We start from the raw sequence: 16,899 nt of genomic DNA, 5'->3' as shown, positions 1-16,899 counted from the left end.
AAAAGTCCATAATTTCACAGGTGGTTTTCCTAGTGATTATGTCCGAAGAATTTACCTTTCGCGAAGGAAACTGGCCCAATTTCTTTTCGATTCTACTCGTCGTTTCCGGTTCTTTTTCGATCCTGGTTGAATACGGAAAGGGAAAACCTTCGGAAATTATATGATCAAAGTATCTGGAATTAACAAACAATTTAACGGTAAAGTCTTATTTGATGACTTACAATTCAGTGTGAACCGTGGCGAAAGAGTCGGTCTTGTTGGCCGTAATGGACATGGAAAATCAACGATGGTCCAAATCATTTTAGGAAAAATGGAACCGGACTCAGGGAACATTACAATTCCCAAAGGATATCGCATTGGACATTTAGAACAACATTTAGTATTCACCAAACCTACAGTTTTGGAAGAATGTGCTCTTGGTCTTCCAGAAGGTGATGAGTACGAAACTTGGAAAGTTGAACGAATTTTGTTTGGTCTTGGATTTTCAGAAAAAGACATGGAGAGAAGTCCGGAGGATTTTTCTGGTGGTTACCAAATCAGGATGAACTTAGCCAAACTCCTTGTTTCGGCTCCAGACATGTTAATCTTAGATGAACCAAACAACTATTTGGATATTGTCACCATACGTTGGTTAGAAGAGTTCCTACGAGAATGGGAAGGTGAAATTGTACTCATCACACACGATAGAAGTTTTATGGATAGTGTTGTAACACATACTGTTGCCATTCATAGAACCAAAGCCATCAAAGTGCAAGGTGATACAGAAAAGTTATACACACAAATCAACCAAGCAGAAGAAATTTACGAAAAAACTAGACTCAACGAAGCTAAAAAACGCAAACAAGAAGAGATCTTTATCGCTAAGTTTAAAGCAAAAGCAAGTTTTGCGAGTCGCGCCCAATCTCGAGTGAAACGATTAGAGAAACAAGGCGAAATGAAAGCGCTTGAAAATATTGAGGATATGGAACTTTATTTCAATAGTGCTCCATTCTCCGCAAGCCAGATGTTAAGCGCCGATGAAGTTTCTTTTTCTTATAATGGTAGTGCTCCGTATTTGTTTGAAAACTTTTCTATCAGTGTTGGTCCCGAAGATCGAATTTGTATTATTGGAAAAAACGGAAAAGGGAAGTCAACTTTACTCAAACTGATTGCAGGAGAACTTTCCGCTGTTTCTGGTACGGTCAAAAAACACCAAGTTTTGAAGGAAGGTTATTTTGGCCAAACTAACAAACTGAATATGAATGAAGGTAATACGGTTGTCCAAGAAATTATGAGTGCAGATCAAAACTGTTCCGAAGGGAAAGCTCGTAACATTGCCGGTGGACTGATGTTTTCGGAAGACCTAGCCTTAAAAAAGATTAAGGTTCTCTCTGGGGGAGAGAAGAGCCGGGTGTTACTCGGAAAAATTTTGGTCACACCTTGTCACCTATTGTATTTGGATGAACCTACAAACCACTTGGATATGCAATCCTGCGACTCACTGATTGAGGCCATCGATAATTTTGATGGCTCTGTGATCATGGTCACACACAACGAAATGCACTTGCGCGCTGTGGCCACAAAGTTGATTGTATTCGATGATGACCGAGTTTTTGTTTATGATGGGGGTTACGATGACTTCCTCACAGACATTGGCTGGAAGGATGAAACCGTTTGAAATCGATCCTAACTCTAAAAAAAGTTTCCAAGTCATATGACAATGGATTCCAAGCTCTAAAAGATGTAAATTGGGAAGTAAAAGAGGGTGAAATCCACGCCCTGCTTGGGCCCAACGGAGCGGGAAAAACCACTCTGATCAATTTAATTTGTGGTATTGTCTCACCAAGCGCTGGTGATGTGAACGTGGATGGATTTGATATCATTAAAGATTTCAAAAAAACCAGATCCTTTATCGGTCTTGTTCCACAAGAACTTAGTGTCCATGCTTTTGAAACCGTTTGGGCTAGTGTTTCGTTTACGAGAGGACTCTATGGAAAACCAGCCAACCCAAAATACATTGAAGAAGTTTTAAAATCCCTTTCTCTTTGGGACAAAAAAGACCAAAGGATCATGACTTTGTCTGGGGGAATGAAACGACGAGTTCTCATCGCCAAAGCATTGTCACACGAACCAAGTATTTTGTTTTTAGATGAGCCAAGTGCTGGTGTGGACGTAGAATTACGAAAGGATATGTGGAAGATTGTGGAATCTCTTCGAAAAAAAGGTGTTACCATTATTCTCACCACTCACTATATCGAAGAAGCTGAATCTATAGCAGACAGAATTTCTGTGATCAGAAAGGGTGAAATTTTTCTTACTGAAAATAAAGACCGACTCATGAAACAACTCGGAACCAAACAACTCCGAATCGAATTAAAAAAATCTTTGAAACTAATCCCAAAATCACTCTCAAAATACGAATTAGAGCTTGTGGATAACCATTCTGCTCTTGTTTTTACATATGATCGTTCGGATGACAGTAGTTTGATTACAAAACTTCTAGATGATTTAAAAAAACTCAAAATCCAGTTCAGTGATTTGAGTACAAAACAAAGTTCCCTAGAAGAAATTTTTGTTCAGTTATTACAGGAGGCTGTATGAATTTTTACGCAATCCAATCTATTTATCGATTCGAAATGGCAAGAACCTTCCGTACACTTTTACAAAGTATTGCCTCTCCTGTACTTTCCACTTCCTTATACTTTATCGTATTCGGTTCGGCCATTGGTTCAAAAATTCAGGAAATTGACGGAATCCATTATGGAAGTTTTATCGTTCCGGGCCTTGTGATGTTATCACTTCTTACGGAAAGTATCTCCAATGCCTCTTTTGGAATTTATTTTCCTAAGTTCAACGGAACAATTTACGAAATCCTCTCGGCACCTGTGACTATGTGGGAAGTTGTGATTGGGTATGTAGGAGCTGCTGCCACTAAATCTTTGATGCTTGGTGTACTTATGCTTATCACTGCATCGTTTTTTGTTCCCATTCGTATAGATCATCCTATCCTTATGGTATTTTTTCTGGTATTAACATGTATTAGTTTTAGTTTGTTTGGGTTTGTAATTGGGATTTGGGCGGATAGTTTTGAAAAACTCCAAATGATTCCTATGCTCGTCATCACTCCACTTGTATTTTTGGGAGGGAGTTTTTATTCCATTCAAATGTTACCTCCTTTCTGGCAAAAACTCAGTATGTTTAACCCTGTTTTGTATTTGGTGAGTGGGTTTCGGTATAGTTTTTTTGAAAGAGCAGATGTGGCATTATCTGTTAGTATCTCGATGATTTTAGTTTTTTTGACCCTTTGTTTGACTGTGACCTGGCTTATTTTTAGGACAGGATATAAAATCAAAAACTAAAGTTTCAAACAATAGTTTGTCAAATATCCATTTCGATCATTTTAACAATCTAAGGATTCCAAAAAAATCCTTAGATTAGTTGATTTGTTTTCTTAGTTTTCGTATATCTTCCACTAACCTTTGTATATCGCCCGTACCTTTGGCACGATAGATTCCACGTAGGTATTGATTTTTATCAAATAAAAAGATATTTTCTGTATGAACAAATTCATACTTCCCTCGTTCTACGGAGAATCCTTCCATTTCTGCACCACAAGTTCCTTTGGCAAAGGTTTCAATCTCCGACTCCTTTCCAGTATAAAAACTCCAATTTTGATTTTGGATTTTATACGATTCCATATATTTTTGTAAAACAGGAACGGTATCTGCTTTAGAATTGATAGATAGGGATAGGATTTTTAAGTCAGGGAATTCGGAAAGTTGTGGTTGGATTTGCAAAATATTCCGCGTAATGAGGGGACAAATCCCTCGACAGGTTGCGTAAAAGAAGACCACCAAACTTTCTTTTGGTGCCCAATCTTTAGGATATATTTGTTTGCCTGTATGTTCAATTAATCCGAGAGAATTTGGGACTTGTTTGAGATTTGTATTTTTTTCTGGGTGATCCGTCCAAATCGGATCAAAATCCTTCCCTGAAAAATACGGAACTTGATTTGGATTGGGTTCTGATTCTGAGGGTTGGCAGTGAATTCCCACCAAACAGAGAAAAATGACTAGGAGGAGAGTCGAAAAGGGATTACTGCTCTGAGCTCTAATTTGAATTTTATGGCGTTTTATATCCAGAATACTCTTTAAAAATAGTACTAAAAATTTCATATAGAATTGGTTTTCTCGTTGGGAATGGGTTCACAGAGTTTACTCCCCGGGCGACCGAAACTTTCTCCCGATTCCATAAATACATGATTTAGATAGATTTGTCCGCGCCGGTTCCATTTTTTGGAAACCTTTGGTTTCCCAGAATCATAAAACGTTTGATAGGTGGCAATTTGCCCGTTGTCAAAATAATCAACATATTCGCCAATGGGTTTGCCGTTATCAAATTCTGATTTTTGTTTTAGGTTTCCATTTTCAAAATAACTGATTTGTTTTCCATGTTTTTGTCCATATCGAATGTTTCTTTCTTCCAAAACGGTACCGTTTAACTTTTTTGCCGTATAACGACCGTGAGGAACTCCCTTGTAGTATTCTGTTTCATAAACTTCTAAAAGGGTGGGATTGGTTTGGACAAAAATTCCATTGAGTCGATTTCCTTGGTAAAGAAGGAAGTGGTTTGAATCTTCGCTAAGACCTGGATCTCCTGCTTCCACCCGGAGGGGGGAACAGGAGATAAATAACCATAAACCAAAAAGAAAAGAGATGGCTTGGAACAATTTTTAACTAGTTTGAAACTGTTCCTGGAGTTCCACGGAAAGAAGAACCAATGAGTGTATTGATTGTGGCCGTACTATCATATGCAAAATGGTAATGATAGATTCCACTTGGGAAAAGTACTGTGTTTGCTGTATGACCATGGTAAGCATCAAGTGCTGGCCCAACGGTTCCTGGAGCACCATCATCCCCAGTGTTAGTTGTCGCATTATCACAATTTAAACCATACACTGGAAATCCATCGAGCAATACTCCAATCAACTTGGAGTCGTTATTCGTTACATTGAGTGGTTGGGAGTGGTGGTGGTAAACGCCTGAACTTTGTGGGTGACCGTTGAATGTATCAAATGTTTGTGCTTCCGTTGCGAGTGTATCAGGGGCAGCTGCTGCGTTGTTAAAAATGGCAAGTCCATTCACAGTAATCCCAACAGAAGCATAACCACTTTGAGTTCCCACTAAAGTACCTGACTTGGCAGCAGGTGCACTAGGGATGGTATATACCAAACACTGAGAAGCAATTTGATTGTTTCCTGCAGATTTTTGTCCACCAGCAAGTGCCACATACATTGGAGAGGTAGAACCAAAATAAAAACTTTTGTTATTTGGGATATTTTGTGATCGGAATACATAATTGGATCCGGAAACAGTACCTACTGAGCATTTAAAGTTGTTTCGAATCCAAGCAGGTAGATCTGACGACATAGAAGATGTCATACCAGTGATACAATCTGTATTTGTATCTAAAGTAGCAGTGGAGTTCACCACAGTAGTTCCCGTATAGGAGTTATTGACACAAATCTTCGAAGCAGCAACAGCTAACAAGAGCAAGGTTTCTTCGTCAGAATCTGATTTGGGTTTGCATTGGGTAAGTGTGGTACCAAAAACAAGGAGTAAAACAAGGGTTCGAATTTGTAACAATTCCATAGTCCAAACAAGTTAGAACCATTCTGAACTTTGTCAAGAAATTCGTGAATAGGAAGTGTCATATTCTCCCTTACGTACAAATCCGAAATCTTTGGTTAGTATATTTTTAAAAGTTCTACTTCAAAAATGAGAGTGGAGTCAGGAGGAATGTTTCCTACTTTTTTACTACCGTATCCTAGTTCAGGTGGGATGATGAGTTTACGTTTTCCACCCACTCGCATTCCTTTTACACCTTTGTCCCAACCTTTTACCACTTCACCTGCTCCCAAATTGAATTCAAAAGGGCGGTTGCGGTCACGAGAGCTATCAAACTTGGTGCCATTGGTGAGTTTGCCTACGTAATGTACAGTAACATAGGAACCGGAAAAGGCCTCTTCCCCTTTCCCGACAACGAGATCGATGATTTGGAAATCCTTTTCTGCAGATTGGATGGGGAATACCAAAACAAAAAGGAAAAATAGAGCAGCTTGTATACGGATCTTCATACTTTAGTGAAAGTATCCAGGATTTGAATTCCTTTGCCAATGAAAAAAACTATTCCAAAGGGAATCCCATTTTAGATTAAACAAATGTTCCATGAGTTTATTTTCTATTGCCGGGAGCTTGAGTCCTTCCTCTACAGAAACCAAATCCAAGAATTCAAAGAGGGTGACCACGATAGTTTTTTTGCGGAAGAAATGTTACGTTATATCCAAGCAGAATCCTTAAAAATCCCTCAGTCGGAAAAACAAAAATATCCGGACCTTCCTTGGGAAAAGATTGATAGTCTTTGGCAAAAGGATTTGGCCCGAGCTTACGACTATATCGACTTAAAGATGTTATATTATATCTGCGCTTATGAAATTCCGAAAATTACAAAAACAATCAAATTGGAAAGCCGCTAACTTTTAAGCCGCAGACTTTCCATTATTTTTGATAATTTCTATATTTTCTTCGAAACGGACTTTTTCGGCGTAAGTGCGTTTTCCGGAAAACTCTACACCGACAAGTAAATCTCCTGAAGCTTCTTTGAAAGCCCATGCAATTTTACCAAAAAACCGGAAAGGAGTTTGGAGTTTAAACACTAACTCCAACAAAATTCCTTTTTGTTTGGGCAAAGTTTCCACCAAGCTACTATTAGTAATTCTGAGTCTGAGTCCTGTCGTAGATAAATCCAAAACTGGAAATTTTTCTACTGTTGTCATTAGGTTTGCATCTTTGATCCTTTCGATCATTTCTGCGATTTGTTTTTGGTAAAAATCTAAATCTTCTTTGGTGATAAAATTATCTTTAGTTTGTAATGAATAATATCCAATAGGAATGGTTTCTTCTAGTTCATTTGTATAGAGGATAGGCAGAATGAGTTCCGATTTTATCTTTTTGTCTCTTGCAGCCATTGCCAATTTATCAACATGATCTTCGATTTCATCTTCATAGTTAATGAAACCTTCATCATCTGATCGGTAACTTTCTGCATTGGTAGCATCTTTAATAAAAAGGATTTTTTGAGTGGATTTAACAACATCATACTTTCTTTCCATTCCAGATTTGAAAATATCCATCGCACCTGCTTCGCCTGACCTAACCATCATACGTTTTCTGTAGTCTTCAAAGTTGACTCGTACGAGAGTAGGGATGTTGAACATGTTTGCTTCAATGATGGTTTTGGAACTGACGATGTTGGTAACATTGACAAGACCATCTTCCGAAATAGTAAAACGAGGGTTTAATCTTTCTTTTTTTGCAATGAGAACTTTGTCTACATGTAGTTGGATTTTGTTAGGTGCAATTTGTTTTACGAAAGAACAATGGAGTTCTAGATACCGAGCCAAAAGTTTGGAAAGTATGAATGTGGAACCAGGGCCAATCGCCCAAACTTCAGACCAATCAACAATAATTTCTTCACCGCCAGGTAATTCCTGTGTGACGGTCATGGATTGGATTTGTCCATTCCAGTTGGCCTTCATTTCTTGATTCATAAGATAGTGTAAGATCACATGGTGTTTTTGTTCTTTCCCTGTGATTTGATCCATTGGTCGCATAGCTAGTTCCGAGTTCTATTTTTAGGAGACGGAAATAAATTTCCACCCCTAATGGAAAGTAAAGATCATACTCGTCTCTTTGGCAAGAAAAACGAAAATTTAAAGTAGAAGTAGGTGTTTTTTTTCTGTTAATTCATAACAGAAGCGAATCCAAAAAAAATGATTTTGTAAGTGCGAATACTCGGGAAGGTACTGAAGAAGAAACGCTTCACAACGTTTCTCTCTTTCGAAATATTTTTTTTCCATGACAATAGTAAGATCGTTCAAAGTTTTTTCGTATGTGTCTGCATCCATATAACCTTCCTGTAAGGCTTTTTTTAGAAACATACATTTTTCATTCCATTCTAGTGGGGAAAGTACTGAGATCCCATCCACTTCCAACCAAAACTCTTTTAGTTCTTTTTCGAACCTGGGAACTTCCTTTTTGATGTTTTCACATTTGTGGAATAGTGTGCGCAGATGACTGATTGCGTAGTTATCAATTTCCGACATATGTCCATCCCAAAGTGCATGGTAGATTTTGGGGAAGGAGAAGGTAAACATAGGACCTGGATAAGGGGAGAGTAAATCCAATTGGTACGCACCTTTTGCATTCAATTGTAAGGAACCTTTGATTGAGATTCCATTCACTTCCGTCTCCAACGTTTTAATCCCGAGCATACTAATATTCAATTGCGTACGTAGCGAAATTTATTGTATGGCCTCAAGATTTTTTAGGAAATTTTGGGAATTTGGTAGGGGGAGAACCTATGTTTGGTGATTCTCCTAAAAAGTTGAAATTGTAATTTTGGAACGAATAGTTTTTTGCAACCGAAGCCAGGCAGAAGACCCTGACATTATTGTGCAGTCTCTTCCATCGAACGAATCTCCAAATCATCCCAAACTTCCTAAAGCCAAAGGTTCCAAAAGAGCACTCCTTGTGGAAGGAGGGGGAATGAAAGGGGCATTTTCTGGCGGTGTTCTCTACGCATGGAATCAGTTCTTACGACCGAATTACTTTGATTTGGTGGTCGGTGTTTCGTCAGGTGCTTGTGCTGCCGCTTATTATGTATCAATGCCTAAAAAAGAACCAATTAAAAGTGAAAAGGCACTGGCCGTTTGGTATAAGGATTTGTCGGGAAGAAAACTCATTTCCTTTTTACATCCTTTTCAAGGCAAAACGCTTTTAAATCAGGAGTATCTAATCGATTTTATCTTTCGGAAAAAAGTTAGGTTAGAATCAGAAACTCTGGATAGAAAAAATGTCCCTCATTTTGTCGTCGCAGTTAGTAATTTACATACCCATTCTATTGAATATGTCAAAGCCACATCTTCCAATGTGTTTGATTTGTTGAAAGCTGCTACTTCGTTACCAATTGCCACTCGCGGTAAACATTGGTTAAATGGAACTTTATATTCCGATGCAGCGATTTTAAATCCACTGCCCATCCAAGACATCATCGAAGCTGGATACAAAGAAATTGTGGTGATTATGAATTCTCCTATCCGTCATATTTCAGGCCCACTCACAAGACTTACTAGTTTACTTGCTTTTCCAACAAGACGAACCATCCGAAGGTTGATGCGTAAACTCCATCACTTCCATTTCAATACAGCAAGAGAACTCGCCGTCAAACCACCCAAAGGTGTGAAGATTATCACCGTTGCACCAGATAAACCGCTTCCAGTCAAACTCACGACAACGATTCGGACCAAATTGTACAAAACTGTATTACTTGGTGCTAAAAAAGGCGAAGAGGCTATGCAAAAAATTCTAAAACGGAAATCTAAAAAACAAAAATAGGTAAAAATTCTTTTTTTCTGTCAGTTCGCATGATGAATCATGCTCTGTAAGGTTTGTTAGTTGGTAATCATTCGTTCAAATTAGTTCGAACTAAACCACCATTACTCTTCCTGAGGGCGATTGTAAAAGCTCCACCCAAATAGTATCTTCCATTTTTATACATGGATGTATAGACTACGTCATTGATCCCACCATTCCAAGAGGATAATACATTGGTGTTACTATTAAAAACTCCAAAAGAATAGTTATCGGTGGCACCATTCAGTCCAGTAAAGGATCCTCCAATCAGTACGTTCCCGTCAGGGTAAGCAGCAATGTGGTAAATAATGTTATCGCTATATACTGGGTTAGGCTGTTCGTAAGATTGAGTGGCAAGGTTATAAATTGCGAAATTATTGAAGGTTCCTATACTACCAATTGTCGCAAATTGTCCCCCGAGAAAGATTTTTGAACCTGATAAGGTTTGCGTATAAACTCCGCTACTAGGGAAATTGGTTGTTGAAGGAATCCCGCGTTTGGTTCCAGTGATTTTGTCCACGGCCTGGTAACTTGTGGTAACACCATCCCCGTTAATTCCTGAATACAATCCGCCTAGGAAAACGACATCAGCTACAACAAGGAAACTTTCCCCACTGCCGTTGAGGTTCGGATTCCATCCACTCACAGATAGATCCCCTAAATTTAAGGCAAAGGCTCCGTTCCTTGTTAGTGCATTCACATTAGCTACGCTGGCCCCTCCTACATACACTTGCGATTCATCGCTTGTGATTGTCCGGATTTCGGGGGAGCCGGTAAGCACGGTATTAATCGGGCTTACTTGGTAGTTAGGTAAATCCAAAATCGCAAAGGCGTTCCGTCCTTGACCGGCGATATTGGTAAAAGATCCTCCTGCAAACAATCGGTTTCCAACTCGATGAAGGGCTTTGATCGAATAGTCAAAGTTAGGTGTTCCTTCGATCGGGGCTCCTGTGACTTCATCCAAAACGGCAAAATGATTCCGAGCTTTGACATTGACTGTCGAACGACTGGAAGTGAAAAGTACAACCCCGTTTCCTGCCGACACAATCCCCGAACCAGGATTATTGAAACTACCATCATAAGCCGGATCAAAGGCAGTAACCGATTCATCGGGTAAAGAAAGTGCCGCCGCATAGTTTCTCGGAACAGATTTCACCTGGGTAAAACTTCCGGTTAAGTAAAGTGTATTTTCAATGATTTGCAGGGTTGCGACAACGTCGTTGACACCGTAATTTGTAGTGATGGCCGTACCCGTACTATTATTGACAGAGACTAAATTGGGAGCGGAAGTTCCACCATTGATGGTAGTAAAATCACCACCTAAATAGAGCCTATTGTTATATTGTTGGATGGAGTTGACCTTAGCATTAGGAGCGGGGTTCCAAGTGGTTAATGTTCCATCGGGATAAAACGATATGGCTCTGCTAAATGTTGGGGTTGTCAAATCGCCAACGGCATAGATATTAGGACTCCCATTGGAATCGGTTCCGTAATACAAATCTAGGCAACTGGATCCAGTTATGGTTGTAGTAAAAGAAGATACGATGAGACCAGTGGAGAGAGAAAACTTGGCTAAGGAATTCTTCGTATAACCACCGATATTCGTAAAATCTCCACAAACATAAAGAGAGTCTCCATCGGTTTCTAAATCGGAAACTAACAAATTTGGATTTGGCGTGAACGAATTGTCCAAGGCACCAGTATAACGATTGTGACGAACCAAATACCCACTATTATCACTAGTATTATATCCGCCCGCGTAGAGTGAATCTCCCGCAAGTAATAAGGTATAAATACTGATAGAATTATTTTTGGGAACATTGAAGTTGCGATCCAATACACAGCCCGGTAAGATATGGGCCACACTAGATCTTTCTACGCCTTGGACTGCATAGAACTCACCGCCAATATAAAACCCACCACCTCCATCGGAGATAGCAATCCCGGTGGATCCCACTACTTTTAAATAAGGGCAATTGCGGTTGGATAAAACCTTTCCATTGGATGTTTCTAAATACACTACGCTCCCTGTAGACGGTCCCACATATTGAAAATTTCCACCAATGATGATTTGGTCGTTATAACTTGTGATGGCATTGACACTTGTCGTTCCCGAAGGTGCCATATAAACACCCCAAAGTTCTTGGAAATCAAAGGAAGGGAGACAAGAGGGTGACCGGTCCCCAGTGAGAAACCGAACGACCGTCGCTTGGAAGTATTCTTTTGTTTTCGCATCACAAGTGTTCGAAAGTTCTGCCGGTTTGCAGCCGAAGGCCAGACCGATTGACAGTGAATAGACGATCAAAATTTTTCGCATAGGTTTCATAACTAGATATTGTACTAAAATTTTGATTTTTGTCTACTCGTTTGAAAGAAATTTCCGCAAATCGGAGGTAAGAGTCTAAAGGAATATGGTTTGGATTTCCCTTATGTTAGTTGGGGCAGGATTTTTCCTCTTTTGGCTTTGGGCCAAACCTTTGGAAAAACAAAGAATTGTACTACTTGTACGCAAAGAAGGAAATTCCAACCCTGAAAAAAATACACTTATTCTGGAATCTCCTATTAGAGAACTTTCCATCTTTTTCGAAGCCGGATCCTCGAAGTTAGAAAAAGAATCTATCCATTTGTTACAAGCTGAGTGGGAACTCAATCCTATCTCCCAAATAGGATATCTTTCCTTGATTGGTTCTGCAGATGCCTCTGGCCATTTGACAAAAAATCGAAAACTGGTGAAAGATAGAGTTCGCAATGTCGAGAGCTACTTGGTATCTCTTGGAATTCCCAAAGATAAAATAAATCAAACTTTTTTAGAACCAATATATGGCAAAAATCCGGAACTACGAAGGTTGTTACGATCCGTTCAGATCCAATATAAAATAGAAACATAGAGATGACAGATTCATTCCTATTGCTTCAATTGATCATAGACTATGATACGTACCGAAATTCAAATTCGATTTAATGATATGGATCCAATGCGAAGGGTCAATAACTCCAGTTATTCGACTTATTTAGAGTTGGCAAGGTTGGATTTTTGTAATCGTTATTTAAATGTATCGGAGTTAGATGACATTCCTTTTGTTCTCGCACGTGTGGAAATGGATCTAAAGGCTTCTGTCCTTCCCGGTGTTTCCATTTATGTAGAAACTTGGGTCTCAGCTATTGGAACTACTTCTTGGGAATTTTCGTATGAAATTCGTGACAAAAAAACAAACACGGTTTATGTGTCAGCTAAAACAGTTCAGGTGTATTTTGATTATCATGCCAAAACCAAAAAACCAATCCCACCTGACTTTCTAAAATCACTCGAGAAGGAACAATTGTAATTTAAAACAATTCTCTGGAATCAAAATGTTTCCATTCCCAATGGTAGGCTGATTTATCTCCATATTGAATGCATTCTTCGAGCCAATTGGATTCAACTTCTGGGCTTAGAGCGGAATAGGTTTCGGAAACCGAACGGATCAGCTCCCCATATTCAGGAAGGATTTCGGGTAAAAGTGGGTCTGTGTTCCTTTCGAGAAGTCTCACCACCGATTGGAGTAAGGCAAAGTAAATTCCCTTTCTTAAAAGTTCCGGAAGTCCCTTGGGAAGAGTAACAAGGGCCTCAATTTGTGGAAAGAGAGAAACTAGTTTTGGGAGATGAACATACAAATGGCTTGGCAACTGGCCTTGAATTTCTGTAAGATAAACTTCGTTCCCATTTTCACCCATGACAAATCCAATCTATCAGATTCGTTCCCAAATTAAAACCATTTGTGAGGCAGAAGGATTTTCTTTGGTTGGATTCACAGAAGCAAAAATCCCAAATTCAGACCGCAAACATTTGGATGAATGGATTCAGGAAGAGCGATTTGGAGAAATGGTTTGGTTTGCCAAAGACCATGCTGTGGGAATTCGAAATGATTTTCAAAATTTAGGTTTTGTTCCGAAGTCTGTGATCTGCCTTGGGTTTATTTATAGATCAAGTCAGGGTGAAGAGTTACTTTCCCAAATGGAATCTAAGGTTTCCCGTTATGCGTTAGGTTCTGACTACCATCTCATCTTAAAAGAAAAAGGAAATCGGATTTTAAAAACCCTCCGGGAGAAGTTCTCTGGTTTTAAATTTCGTCAATCTGTGGATAGTTTGCCCGTAGCTGAAAAAATCTTAACTCGGGAATCGGGGATTGTTTGGCAGGGAAAAAATACAAACCTCATCCATCCAAAACTTGGATCTTATTTTTTTCTTTCGACCATTCTCACCGACTTAGAATTAGGTGGTCCAGATCCAGAAGAAATCATCACAGACCATTGTGGTAGTTGTCGTAAATGTTTGGATGTATGTCCCACAAACGCTCTCGAAGCTTATCAAATTGATGCTAGAAAATGTATCTCTTACCTAACCATTGAGGACAGAAAAGAAACCGAAGCCACTGATTCTTTTTTAGAATGGGATCGGAAAGGTTGGGTGTATGGTTGCGATCTCTGCCAAGAAGTTTGTCCTTGGAATGCCAATGTTGCCAAAAGAAACGAAGTTGAAACCTCAGAGAATGAATTTTTACCGAGATCCTTTTGGACGGACCCTAATTTTTTAGAAAAAGAATCATTGACCAAACAAGAGTTTGATGTTTATTTTAAGGATTCACCCATTGAGAGAATTGGGTTTGAAATTTGGAATCGAAATTTAAAACAAAAGAAGATCAAAGAAGCAAATTGAATGAGTTCTAAACTAATAAAAGATTTCGACTTAGATTAAAAAGAAAAATTATATAGATCTAGTTATATACAATTGATAATCGTTTCTCTAATTTCTATTTAGGTATGAAATTTTTTTGATAAAATTTCCGTTGCCAATTTTGGATCTTCGGCGGAACAAATCGCACTCACTACGGCAATCGAATCTGCTCCGGCTTTCACAACTGTTTCGGCATTGGATTCATTAATTCCCCCTATGGCAACGATGGGGATTGTGGTTTTACTTCGTAACCATTTGAGTCCTTCGAGTCCCCAGGCGGGTTTGGTATTTGTTTTTGTATTGGTATCAAACACAGGGGAAACCGCCAAATAATCTAAAGGAGGTTTTGGATTTGTTTCTATTAGAGAATGGTAATCTTCTTTGGTTTCTAAGGAAAGCCCAATGATGGCATTGTTTCCTAAGATCCGGCGAGCTTCCTGCCAAGGTAAATCGGATTGTCCCAGATGGACACCATCGGCACCGGCCGCCAAACAGATGTCTAAACGGTCATTGATAAGAAGGGGAATGGCGAATGGTGTTAGAATTTTTTTTAAATGTTTTGCGAGTTCTAAAAATTCGCGACTGTCAGTTTCTTTTTCCCGAAGTTGTACAAGAGAAACTCCACCAAGAGCAGAAAGTTCCACTACCTCTGCCAAACCATGCGTTCGGCAGAGGGGTCTATCTGTTACCAAATAAACTCCATGAATTTTATTCTCCATTTAACTTTTGTTTAATGGTATCTGCTCCGATTTCATATAGTGCATCTAAAAATGCGACTTGAAAACTTCCAGGAGAACTTGTTTTGGTTTTTGCCATTTCGCCAGCAATTCCCATCACAGCCATTGCGGAAGTAGCTGCACGAAACTGGTTCGGTTGGATGGCAGCGAAGGCCCCACAAATAGCAGAAGCAGTACAACCAAGGCCTGTGACCTTTGTCATAAGAATGTCTCCATTTCGCACTTGGGCTTTTTCTGCTCCACTTAAAATATAATCAGTAGCACCGGAGATAACAACCACTCCACCAGTGACTTTGGAAAGAGACTTTCCAGAATCAACTGCTGAATCTGAAGAATCTGTAGAATCGACTCCTTTGGTTTTTCCAGAAGAGTTGAGAGTTGAAAGGATTTCAGAAGCATTCCCACGCACAATACTTGGGCTACCTGCACCTAAAATTCGACGAATTGTCACATTACGCAAGTTACTTGCTCCTGCGCCAACAGGATCAAGTATAAAAGGTTTACCAAGAGAGACTGCTTTTGCTGCCGCTTTTTCCATACTTTGAATCCAAGATTCAGATAGAGTTCCAATATTGATGACAGTTGCCGAACAAATCGTAACCATTTCTTCGACTTCTTCAATGGCATGGGCCATAATTGGAGAGGCACCAATGGCAAGAAGTGCATTGGCAGTATTATTCATGACTACATAGTTTGTTATATTATGAACGAGAGGGGACTTCGAACGTAAAGATTCTAAGTCTTCGATAGTGTTTTGAATGATTGATTGAGACATGCGGAGGTTTCCTAGGAAAACCTAGGCAATCTTCGTAATGGCGTCTTCTACTTTTTTGATTAAATCCGATTCCGACCAAGGTTTGTTTAAAAAACTATGTAAGTCTACTTCGCCTTTCAATTGATTGAGTGATAACTCATCTATATGACCGGAAATAATTATTTTCTTAATTGCAGGATAAGTTTTGTGGACATCTCGAAGGAATTCATCACCCCTCTGGTTCGGCATAAGCCAATCCGAGATGATGATTAGGATGTTGATTCCTTCTTCCGCCAACTCTTCGATGATAGACCACGCCTCTTCTGTATTTTGGGCCGTTTCATAACGGTATTCATTCCCAAAATGTTTTTTGAGCTGTGACTTCAAACTCATCAGAATGATTTGTTCGTCATCGACGAAGAGGATGGCTTTGTTCATGGGAACTATTTTCCGTCGTGAGGGCACTCAACCAATTTGTCATTTCCAGGGCAGGAACGTTTTTCTTTTCCTGGGCAGATGGCAAAAGTTGCAGATGTGATCACAAATAGACTAAATAGAGTGATGGCAGTTTTCATAATAATCCTCTTCTTGAATTAGACGACAAATTGGATGTGAAAGCAAGAACCTTTTGTTCAAACTTTTGTTAGAATTTCATACCCTTTGTCTGTGACAAGAATGGTATGTTCAAATTGGGCAGAGAGTTTTCCATCTTTGGTGCGGACTGTCCATTTGTCAGATTTATCAAAGTTTACTTCCCAAGTTCCTAAATTGACCATGGGTTCGACCGTAAAAATCATCCCTGCTTCAATTTTTGCCAGTTTCCTCGGAGAACGAAAGTGAGGGACTTGTGGTTCTTCGTGGAAATTTCGTCCCACACCATGACCCATTAAGTCTCGAACAATTCCATACCCAAGAGGGGTGAGAAAATCATCAATGGCATTTCCGATATCGTCAATTCGGTTCCCTGGTTTCACTTGTTCGATGCCGACCCACATTGCCTTTTCGGTATCTGCTACCAGTTTTTCGGCTTCCGGAGTGGATTTACCACCAACGATAAAGGTTTTGGAAGTATCTCCAATGTATCCGTCCACAATGGGGGATACGTCTAGATTCACAATGTCTCCATTGGCGAGGACATCTTCCTTTTTCGGAATTCCGTGGCAAACGACATGGTTGATCGAAGAACAAATGGAAGGAAACCCTAATTGTCACTTCTAAAGTGAAAGCATACATCAAAAGCAA

The 16,899-nt window shown here is 39.4% G+C and carries 20 protein-coding genes and 1 pseudogene; 8 read left to right on the top strand and 13 right to left on the bottom strand.

The features are described from left to right. Positions 1 to 160: 160 nt before the first annotated feature. The 3 genes from EHQ49_RS09590 to EHQ49_RS09580 are packed head-to-tail and all read left to right on the top strand — an operon-like array spanning position 161 to position 3,338. On the top strand, positions 161 to 1,657 hold the full coding sequence (locus tag EHQ49_RS09590; protein WP_135578810.1) for an ABC-F family ATP-binding cassette domain-containing protein: 1,497 nt from the start codon (positions 161 to 163) through the stop codon (positions 1,655 to 1,657). Next, positions 1,654 to 2,580 (top strand): ABC transporter ATP-binding protein, encoded by a 927-nt coding sequence (locus EHQ49_RS09585; protein ID WP_135578808.1) that lies wholly within the window; start codon positions 1,654 to 1,656, stop codon positions 2,578 to 2,580. The genes EHQ49_RS09590 and EHQ49_RS09585 overlap by 4 nt, the downstream gene beginning before the upstream one ends. After that, positions 2,577 to 3,338 carry an ABC transporter permease gene (locus EHQ49_RS09580; RefSeq protein ID WP_135578806.1) on the top strand — a complete coding sequence of 254 codons (762 nt, stop codon included), beginning with the start codon at positions 2,577 to 2,579 and terminating at the stop codon, positions 3,336 to 3,338. Before EHQ49_RS09585 ends, EHQ49_RS09580 begins: the two co-directional genes overlap by 4 nt. A 75-nt stretch (positions 3,339 to 3,413) precedes the next feature. Here the strand turns inward: EHQ49_RS09580 and EHQ49_RS09575 are convergent, their stop codons facing one another. The 4 genes from EHQ49_RS09575 to EHQ49_RS09560 all read right to left on the bottom strand — a co-directional run bounded on the left by EHQ49_RS09575 (position 3,414) and on the right by EHQ49_RS09560 (position 6,115). After that, complete coding sequence (locus tag EHQ49_RS09575) at positions 3,414 to 4,154, bottom strand: SCO family protein (RefSeq protein WP_135578804.1); 741 nt, start codon at positions 4,152 to 4,154, stop codon at positions 3,414 to 3,416. After that, on the bottom strand, positions 4,151 to 4,708 hold the full coding sequence (locus EHQ49_RS09570) for a toxin-antitoxin system YwqK family antitoxin (RefSeq protein ID WP_135578802.1): 558 nt from the start codon (positions 4,706 to 4,708) through the stop codon (positions 4,151 to 4,153). The genes EHQ49_RS09575 and EHQ49_RS09570 overlap by 4 nt, the downstream gene beginning before the upstream one ends. 7 nt (positions 4,709 to 4,715) lie before the next feature. Continuing rightward, positions 4,716 to 5,630: a YHYH protein gene (locus EHQ49_RS09565; RefSeq protein WP_135578800.1), complete on the bottom strand. Its 915-nt coding sequence runs from the start codon at positions 5,628 to 5,630 to the stop codon at positions 4,716 to 4,718. 95 nt (positions 5,631 to 5,725) lie between these two features. Continuing rightward, on the bottom strand, positions 5,726 to 6,115 hold the full coding sequence (locus EHQ49_RS09560) for an FKBP-type peptidyl-prolyl cis-trans isomerase (RefSeq protein WP_135578798.1): 390 nt from the start codon (positions 6,113 to 6,115) through the stop codon (positions 5,726 to 5,728). 84 nt (positions 6,116 to 6,199) lie between these two features. On the opposite strand from EHQ49_RS09560, the gene EHQ49_RS09555 reads away from it, so the two are divergent. Continuing rightward, positions 6,200 to 6,514: a HepT-like ribonuclease domain-containing protein gene (locus EHQ49_RS09555; protein WP_135578796.1), complete on the top strand. Its 315-nt coding sequence runs from the start codon at positions 6,200 to 6,202 to the stop codon at positions 6,512 to 6,514. A 3-nt stretch (positions 6,515 to 6,517) separates the two neighbouring features. Here EHQ49_RS09555 and EHQ49_RS09550 read toward each other — a convergent pair whose 3' ends face one another. Beyond that, entirely contained in the window at positions 6,518 to 7,651 is a 1,134-nt protein-coding gene (locus tag EHQ49_RS09550; RefSeq protein ID WP_135578794.1) for a DUF1577 domain-containing protein, read from the bottom strand. Between the two features lie 99 nt (positions 7,652 to 7,750). Then, a complete protein-coding gene (locus tag EHQ49_RS09545; protein WP_135578791.1) occupies positions 7,751 to 8,311 on the bottom strand; it encodes a hypothetical protein in 561 nt (186 codons plus the stop codon). Positions 8,312 to 8,492: 181 nt separating this feature from the next. Between EHQ49_RS09545 and EHQ49_RS09540 the strand changes: the two genes are divergently transcribed. Then, positions 8,493 to 9,434: a patatin-like phospholipase family protein gene (locus EHQ49_RS09540; protein ID WP_425269848.1), complete on the top strand. Its 942-nt coding sequence runs from the start codon at positions 8,493 to 8,495 to the stop codon at positions 9,432 to 9,434. Between the two features lie 67 nt (positions 9,435 to 9,501). Here the strand turns inward: EHQ49_RS09540 and EHQ49_RS09535 are convergent, their stop codons facing one another. After that, the gene (locus tag EHQ49_RS09535) at positions 9,502 to 11,769 is read right to left on the bottom strand and encodes a hypothetical protein (protein WP_425269845.1); all 2,268 of its coding nucleotides are present in this window, start codon (positions 11,767 to 11,769) and stop codon (positions 9,502 to 9,504) included. 94 nt (positions 11,770 to 11,863) lie between these two features. On the opposite strand from EHQ49_RS09535, the gene EHQ49_RS09530 reads away from it, so the two are divergent. Continuing rightward, complete coding sequence (locus EHQ49_RS09530; protein ID WP_167483003.1) at positions 11,864 to 12,340, top strand: OmpA family protein; 477 nt, start codon at positions 11,864 to 11,866, stop codon at positions 12,338 to 12,340. A gap of 42 nt (positions 12,341 to 12,382) precedes the next feature. Next, on the top strand, positions 12,383 to 12,778 hold the full coding sequence (locus EHQ49_RS09525; protein ID WP_135578787.1) for an acyl-CoA thioesterase: 396 nt from the start codon (positions 12,383 to 12,385) through the stop codon (positions 12,776 to 12,778). A gap of 1 nt (position 12,779) precedes the next feature. Here the strand turns inward: EHQ49_RS09525 and EHQ49_RS09520 are convergent, their stop codons facing one another. Next, positions 12,780 to 13,166 (bottom strand): LIC_11502 family protein, encoded by a 387-nt coding sequence (locus EHQ49_RS09520; protein ID WP_135578785.1) that lies wholly within the window; start codon positions 13,164 to 13,166, stop codon positions 12,780 to 12,782. Here EHQ49_RS09520 and queG point away from each other — a divergent pair. After that, entirely contained in the window at positions 13,165 to 14,148 is a 984-nt protein-coding gene (gene queG, locus EHQ49_RS09515; protein ID WP_135578783.1) for a tRNA epoxyqueuosine(34) reductase QueG, read from the top strand. The genes EHQ49_RS09520 and queG overlap by 2 nt on opposite strands. A 98-nt stretch (positions 14,149 to 14,246) precedes the next feature. Here the strand turns inward: queG and thiE are convergent, their stop codons facing one another. The 5 genes and pseudogenes from thiE to map all read right to left on the bottom strand — a co-directional run. Then, positions 14,247 to 14,885, bottom strand: coding sequence for a thiamine phosphate synthase (gene thiE / locus EHQ49_RS09510; RefSeq protein WP_135578781.1), 639 nt, complete (start codon positions 14,883 to 14,885; stop codon positions 14,247 to 14,249). Continuing rightward, a complete protein-coding gene (gene thiM / locus EHQ49_RS09505; protein ID WP_135578779.1) occupies positions 14,875 to 15,678 on the bottom strand; it encodes a hydroxyethylthiazole kinase in 804 nt (267 codons plus the stop codon). The genes thiE and thiM overlap by 11 nt, the downstream gene beginning before the upstream one ends. A gap of 21 nt (positions 15,679 to 15,699) precedes the next feature. Continuing rightward, a complete protein-coding gene (locus tag EHQ49_RS09500) occupies positions 15,700 to 16,095 on the bottom strand; it encodes a response regulator (protein ID WP_135578776.1) in 396 nt (131 codons plus the stop codon). Between the two features lie 5 nt (positions 16,096 to 16,100). After that, a complete protein-coding gene (locus tag EHQ49_RS18835) occupies positions 16,101 to 16,232 on the bottom strand; it encodes a hypothetical protein (protein WP_279638118.1) in 132 nt (43 codons plus the stop codon). Positions 16,233 to 16,289: 57 nt separating this feature from the next. Further along, positions 16,290 to 16,859, bottom strand: a pseudogene (map, locus tag EHQ49_RS09495) (type I methionyl aminopeptidase); the annotation flags it as partial. Positions 16,860 to 16,899: the final 40 nt, after the last annotated feature.

This window comes from Leptospira perdikensis (genome assembly GCF_004769575.1).
Lineage (GTDB): Bacteria > Spirochaetota > Leptospiria > Leptospirales > Leptospiraceae > Leptospira_A > Leptospira_A perdikensis.
This window is presented reverse-complemented; position numbering and strand designations above follow the sequence as displayed.

Coding starts and splice junctions, on each gene's coding strand:
- EHQ49_RS09590 (WP_135578810.1), top strand. CDS start 161: ATGATCAAAGTATCTGGAATTAACAAACAATTTAACGGTAAAGTCTTA.
- EHQ49_RS09580 (WP_135578806.1), top strand. CDS start 2,577: ATGAATTTTTACGCAATCCAATCTATTTATCGATTCGAAATGGCAAGA.
- EHQ49_RS09575 (WP_135578804.1), bottom strand. CDS start 4,154: ATGAAATTTTTAGTACTATTTTTAAAGAGTATTCTGGATATAAAACGC.
- EHQ49_RS09565 (WP_135578800.1), bottom strand. CDS start 5,630: ATGGAATTGTTACAAATTCGAACCCTTGTTTTACTCCTTGTTTTTGGT.
- EHQ49_RS09560 (WP_135578798.1), bottom strand. CDS start 6,115: ATGAAGATCCGTATACAAGCTGCTCTATTTTTCCTTTTTGTTTTGGTA.
- EHQ49_RS09555 (WP_135578796.1), top strand. CDS start 6,200: ATGTTCCATGAGTTTATTTTCTATTGCCGGGAGCTTGAGTCCTTCCTC.
- EHQ49_RS09550 (WP_135578794.1), bottom strand. CDS start 7,651: ATGCGACCAATGGATCAAATCACAGGGAAAGAACAAAAACACCATGTG.
- EHQ49_RS09545 (WP_135578791.1), bottom strand. CDS start 8,311: ATGCTCGGGATTAAAACGTTGGAGACGGAAGTGAATGGAATCTCAATC.
- EHQ49_RS09535 (WP_425269845.1), bottom strand. CDS start 11,769: ATGCGAAAAATTTTGATCGTCTATTCACTGTCAATCGGTCTGGCCTTC.
- EHQ49_RS09530 (WP_167483003.1), top strand. CDS start 11,864: ATGGTTTGGATTTCCCTTATGTTAGTTGGGGCAGGATTTTTCCTCTTT.
- EHQ49_RS09525 (WP_135578787.1), top strand. CDS start 12,383: ATGATACGTACCGAAATTCAAATTCGATTTAATGATATGGATCCAATG.
- queG (WP_135578783.1), top strand. CDS start 13,165: ATGACAAATCCAATCTATCAGATTCGTTCCCAAATTAAAACCATTTGT.
- EHQ49_RS09520 (WP_135578785.1), bottom strand. CDS start 13,166: ATGGGTGAAAATGGGAACGAAGTTTATCTTACAGAAATTCAAGGCCAG.
- thiE (WP_135578781.1), bottom strand. CDS start 14,885: ATGGAGAATAAAATTCATGGAGTTTATTTGGTAACAGATAGACCCCTC.
- thiM (WP_135578779.1), bottom strand. CDS start 15,678: ATGTCTCAATCAATCATTCAAAACACTATCGAAGACTTAGAATCTTTA.
- EHQ49_RS09500 (WP_135578776.1), bottom strand. CDS start 16,095: ATGAACAAAGCCATCCTCTTCGTCGATGACGAACAAATCATTCTGATG.
- EHQ49_RS18835 (WP_279638118.1), bottom strand. CDS start 16,232: ATGAAAACTGCCATCACTCTATTTAGTCTATTTGTGATCACATCTGCA.